The following is a 5,182-nucleotide window of genomic DNA, read 5'->3' on the forward strand; positions in this document are numbered from 1 at the left end:
ATGCCACTGCGGCCAAGCGTTTCTATCAGGATGTCCTCGGCCTCGATGTGCTTATGGACCTTGGCTGGATCGCCACCTACGGCTCGCAAGCAAAGATGGATGTCCAGGTCAGTTTCATGGCGCAAGGCGGCTCCGAAACGCCGGTGCCGGATCTTTCGATCGAGGTCGATGATGTCGATGCGGCGCTCGATGCCATGAAAGCGGCGGGCTTCGCCATCGAATACGGACCGGCCGACGAGCCCTGGGGCGTGCGCCGCTTCTATGTCCGCGATCCGTTCGGCCGGCTGGTCAACATTCTCTCGCATCGGTGAAGGCAAGGCGCTGCAATTTGCGGGAGGCTGGCGGGGCAGAGGGGAGCGCGAAGGATCGCAAACGAACGAGGTTGTTCTTGATCGCTGCGTTACTCCTTGCGCACAACCGGCTTGGCGTTTAGCAAGGCCGCGGTTCAAATTCTTTCCAGGACGGTTCCTCCATGGCAACGAAGCATCTTTTCCTGCTCCCCGGTGACGGCATCGGTCCCGAGGCCATGGCCGAGGTCAAGAAACTGATCGCGGTCATGAACGACAAGCTCGGCAGCGGTTTTGCCACCGATGAGGGGCTGGTCGGCGGCTGCGCCTATGACGCGCATGGCGCGGCGATCTCCGATGCCGACATGGAAAAGGCGATGGCGGCCGACGCGGTGCTGTTCGGCGCCGTCGGCGGTCCCAAATGGGATGCGGTGCCCTACGAGGTGCGCCCTGAGGCCGGCCTGCTGCGCCTGCGCAAGGACATGGAGCTGTTTGCCAACCTTCGCCCGGCCATCTGCTATCCGGCGCTGGCGGCGTCCTCCTCGCTCAAGCAGGAGGTGGTCGAAGGCCTCGACATATTGATCGTGCGCGAGCTGACCGGCGGCGTCTATTTCGGCGAGCCCAAGCAGATCATCGATCTCGGCAACGGCCAGAAGCGCGGCATCGACACGCAGGTCTACGACACGTTCGAGATCGAGCGCATTTCGGGCGTCGCTTTCGAACTGGCACGCACGCGCAAGAACCGTGTCACTTCGATGGAAAAGCGCAATGTGATGAAGTCGGGCGTGTTGTGGAACGAGGTCGTCACCCAGACCCACAAGGCGCGCTATTCCGACGTCAAGCTCGACCACATGCTGGCCGATGCCGGCGGCATGCAGCTGGTGCGCTGGCCAAAACAGTTCGACGTCATTGTCACCGACAATCTGTTCGGCGACATGCTGTCCGACATTGCCGCCATGCTGACCGGCTCGATCGGCATGCTGCCGTCGGCCTCGCTCGGCGCGCCTGACGTGAAGACCAAGAAGCGCAAGGCGCTTTACGAGCCGGTGCACGGTTCAGCCCCCGACATAGCCGGCAAGGGCATCGCCAACCCGATCGCCATGATCGCTTCCTTCGCCATGTGCCTGCGCTATTCCTTCGGCATGGTCGATGAAGCCGACCGTGTCGAAAGCGCGATCGCCGCCGTGCTCGACGAAGGCCTGCGGACGAAAGACATCATGTCCGATGGCATGACCGAGGTCGGTACGGTTCAGATGGGCGACGCGATCATCGCCAAATTCCTGGGCTGATTCCGTGACGGTCGACGTCCGCTGGGCGACGATCGAGGACGCGACGGCACTCGCGGCCATATTGTGCGAGATGGCGGAGCATTACCGGCAGCCGCCTCTCGATGCTGACCGGGCCCTGTCTGCTGCACGCAAATGGCTTGGCGAGGAAAGCCCGGCCTATCCGCATTTCGCGCTCGCCTTCGTCGACGGCGAAGTCAGCGGCCTGGCGTCGGTGGCGATCGCGCATCCCGGTATCGATCTCGAGCGGCTGCTGTTCCTCAAGGATCTGTTCGTATGCGAGAAGGTTCGCAACGCCGGCGTCGGCCGGGCGCTGATCGGCTTTCTCGCCGATCATTGCCTGCGCGAAGGCATCGGCCGCATCGACCTGACCACCGAGGACTGGAACGAGGGCGCGCTGCGCTTCTACGACCGGCTTGGCGCCGAGCGCCACGGCCAGAAGGTCTTTCTCAGGCTTTCAGGCGAAGCGCTGAAGGCGGCTAGATCCTGACGCCTGCCGGCACCGGTCCCCAAGGGTTTTCGCCCACCTGGGACGGCAGAAGTCCGAAGACCAGCAAGGCAATGCTGCCAATGGGAGTTATGACGCCCAGAAGTGCAAACCAGCCGCTCAGACCCGCGTCATGCACACGCCGCACGACGAGCGCAATCGACGGCAGGATCAATCCCGAAAAGAAAAGAAGGAAGGGTATGAGCCCTATGGCCCTCATCGGCGTCCTGTCCGCATTGGTTTTGAAGCCATTGAACGCCAGGTCAACGAGTATTCCGAAGCCTAGAAGCGCCAATATCCCGAGGGTGTAGAATAGCCAGAAGGCCCAGAATTCCTTGCGGCGGGCGCGACCTTTGAAATTGCTATAGTCCGCAATTATCGCGCGCCAGAAGTAAGCCCACAGACCCATGGAATAGGCGGGCCTGCTCTCGGCCGAACGGCGTGGCTGGCCCGTGCTTGGCGATGGCGCTGTCGGGGTGACGGCGACTATATCGTGCGCCGTACCGTCCTCCGGTTGAAACTCGACAAGGGTGCCCCTGGCGAGGGTCACTTCATGGCTCACATCGTCACGGGCAAAGATATAACGCTTGCTGTCGATTCCGTCGATGTAGCCGTAGTCCTGATCCTGATCGTAGTGGAATATCGTGCCACGCATGTTTCTCCCCCGCGTTGCGCAAATACTACCCAGGGTTGTTTGTGATTGCAATACACGTGGCGGCTAAATCCTGACACCCGCCGGCACCGGCCCCCACTGGTTTTCCCGGGCCTGCGTCGGGATCAGCGCGAAGACCAGGATGATCAGGCTGCCGATGGTCGGGATCAGGATCAGCAGGCAGAGCCAGCCTGACAGGCCGATGTCGTGCAGCCGGCGCACGATCATGCCGAGGCTGGGAAGAATTGTCGCCAGCAGGAACGTGCCGCACAACCCGACCGTTATCGCGCCCGAAATATCACTGTCGAAACCGCCCATATCCATATCGGTGTACAGGCCGATGCCGCCGATGATCAGCAGGCAAACCGTCCAGAACAGGCAGTAGCCCCAATATTCCTTGCGGCGGGCGCGTCCGGCGAAATTGAAATAGTTCTGCGTCACGCCGCTCCAGAAATAGCCCCAGAGATCGCCGGGCTCGGCTATCTCGGAAGATCGACCGAAATGCTGCGCAGCGGGCGGGACCACTGCGGACGGAACGCTGGCCTGGGCCGGTGCGGCTTTGACGCTGGGATTGGCGGCGGAGGGAGCGGCAGTCGGAGCGGTGATCGAAAAAACGTCGCGCGCCTGGCCGCCACCCGGCTGGAACTCGACGGCCGCGCCCTTCCGCATAGCAGTTTCCCGGCGCAGGTTCTCGCGGGTGAAGGTGTAACGGTTGCCGTCGGCCCCGGATATGAAGCCGAAGCCCTGGATCTCGTCATAGTGAAGTACTTCGCCGCGCATTTGCCACCCCCGCTCGCCACGTCCCGGCCGAAGGTGGCACAGGGCCGGGCCGATGGGCAAGACGGCCAGCATGGCTACCGTCTTCGCGGCAAATGAAGCATAAGGCATCGAGTGCAACCGCCTTCGACAGAAGCAGAACATGACAGTCGAGAGTCCTGACAGTAAAACCGTGATTGAAGATGGAGGGGAAAGAAGACCTCCCAGGCTGGCCATCGACGCCACCGGCCTGACGTTCTGGCCGTCCGGCCAGGGACTTGTCGGCATCCCGCGGGTGGAAAGCTTTCTCGTCAGCGCAGCCCTGGCCGATCCCGACCCTAGCGTGGAGGTGGTGGCGTTCCGACCGTGGGAAGGCCGGTTTCGCCCCCTCGCTCCTTTCGAGCAGGACCATGTCGCGACGGGCGAGATTTCACCCTGGCGCCTCAAACGATGGCCTGGGAGACGTACGGCGATGTCGCAGGCCCTCGAAGCGGTGAGGCAGCAGCCATGGGGCAAGCGCGACGCCGACCGCCATCTCGCCAAGACGGTGACCCATGGCCGCAAAGGGATTGCCTATTCAGGCGACGAGGTTGCTGATCAGGGCCTATCGTCTGTACCAGCGGGCGCGGATCCGGTCGGCCCCGCGTCAGGTTCCAAGCCAACCGAACGAGACCGAACGCGGCTTTGTCCTGATCAGCCATCACATTCTGACCGGTGACGATCGAGCCGCCCTTTCCGGGCGCGCCGGTGGCCTTGCGTTTCTTTGCCACGACCTCATCCCGACACTGCGCCCCGACATGGTTGGTATGAGCCCTGGCGAGGCTCGCTACGGGTCATATCTCGAGCACCTCGTGCGTTCCGGCGCGCCGGCATTTTGTGCATCCGACGAAGTTGGTGCGACGCTGACCGACCATATGCAACAGGCAGGCGTCACACAGCCGGTGGTATACCGGTTTCCGATGCCTTCCATCCTGTACGAGACGGCTTCGCGCATCGGCCAGACTTCGCGCATCGAGGCCGACGAGCCGTTCGTGCTCTATTGCTCGACCATCGAGGTGCGCAAGAACCACATCCTGCTGGCACGGATATGGCAGCAGGCGCTCGACGAGGGCGTCAAGCTGCCGCGGCTCGTCTGCGCCGGGCGCTGGGGCTGGATGATCGATCCGCTGCGCGCCTATCTCAAGGCCCATCCGAGATTGCTTGAGCGGGTTACGTTCACCGGAGCGATCAGCGATGAGGAGCTCATCCGATATTATCGCAGCGCTTCCTTCGGCGTCTTTCCCTCGCATATCGAGGGCTGGGGCTATGGCGCCTCGGAATGTCTCGATTTTGGCATTCCGGTCATCGTCTCGACCGCGCCGTCGCTGATCGAGGCGAGCGGCGGGCTGATGCCGGCGATCGATTCCAATGACCAGGCCAGCTGGTACGCTGCGATCCGCAGGATGGCGGAAGACGCGGACTGGCGCTCATCGCTGACGGAACGCATCGCAAAGCAGCATCGCCCGACGCCGGCATCGGCCAGCTGGGCTGCCATCAAGGCTGGCCTGCAGGCAAGCGCTTCCCTCCGGCCGAAGTCCTAGAGCAATTCTAGGAAAAGTGTGAAGCCGTTTTCCCTTGGGAATTGCGTCAAAACAAAGAGTTAGAGCAGATCGCCGTTTCCGTGAAACGGTGAAATGCTCTAGGCGGGCCGTTTCTTCGCCTTCTTGTGCTTGGG

General features: G+C 62.5%; 6 protein-coding genes. 4 read left to right on the forward strand and 2 right to left on the reverse strand.

Features of this window, described 5'->3' with window-relative positions:
• The 3 genes from EN893_RS17980 to EN893_RS17990 all read left to right on the forward strand — a co-directional run.
• Positions 1-311, forward strand: a 311-nt coding sequence (locus EN893_RS17980) for a VOC family protein (RefSeq protein ID WP_128361677.1), incomplete at its 5' end; no start/stop codon positions are given.
• 161 nt (positions 312-472) lie between these two features.
• Positions 473-1,576: a 3-isopropylmalate dehydrogenase gene (gene leuB, locus EN893_RS17985; protein ID WP_127269799.1), complete on the forward strand. Its 1,104-nt coding sequence runs from the start codon at positions 473-475 to the stop codon at positions 1,574-1,576.
• A gap of 4 nt (positions 1,577-1,580) precedes the next feature.
• Positions 1,581-2,063, forward strand: a complete 483-nt coding sequence (locus EN893_RS17990; RefSeq protein WP_127269801.1) for a GNAT family N-acetyltransferase — start codon at positions 1,581-1,583, stop codon at positions 2,061-2,063.
• On the opposite strand, the gene EN893_RS17995 is transcribed toward EN893_RS17990, so the two are convergent.
• Together EN893_RS17995 and EN893_RS18000 are read right to left on the reverse strand one after the other, a co-directional pair.
• Entirely contained in the window at positions 2,053-2,715 is a 663-nt protein-coding gene (locus EN893_RS17995) for a DUF805 domain-containing protein (RefSeq protein WP_128361678.1), read from the reverse strand. The two genes, EN893_RS17990 and EN893_RS17995, sit on opposite strands and share 11 nt — an antisense overlap.
• Before the next feature lie 63 nt (positions 2,716-2,778).
• Positions 2,779-3,492 (reverse strand): DUF805 domain-containing protein, encoded by a 714-nt coding sequence (locus EN893_RS18000; RefSeq protein WP_127271316.1) that lies wholly within the window; start codon positions 3,490-3,492, stop codon positions 2,779-2,781.
• Between the two features lie 566 nt (positions 3,493-4,058).
• Between EN893_RS18000 and EN893_RS18005 the strand changes: the two genes are divergently transcribed.
• Complete coding sequence (locus tag EN893_RS18005) at positions 4,059-5,048, forward strand: glycosyltransferase (protein WP_245456877.1); 990 nt, start codon at positions 4,059-4,061, stop codon at positions 5,046-5,048.
• The last annotated feature ends 134 nt before the right edge of the window (positions 5,049-5,182 follow it).

Origin of the sequence: Mesorhizobium sp. M7A.F.Ca.CA.004.04.2.1 (assembly GCF_004022825.1) — a bacterium.
Lineage (GTDB): Bacteria > Pseudomonadota > Alphaproteobacteria > Rhizobiales > Rhizobiaceae > Mesorhizobium.

Excerpts from the sequence above, each read along its gene's own strand:
- EN893_RS18000 (WP_127271316.1), bottom strand. The coding sequence starts at position 3,492 with ATGCGCGGCGAAGTACTTCACTATGACGAGATCCAGGGCTTCGGCTTC.
- EN893_RS17995 (WP_128361678.1), bottom strand. The coding sequence starts at position 2,715 with ATGCGTGGCACGATATTCCACTACGATCAGGATCAGGACTACGGCTAC.
- leuB (WP_127269799.1), top strand. The coding sequence starts at position 473 with ATGGCAACGAAGCATCTTTTCCTGCTCCCCGGTGACGGCATCGGTCCC.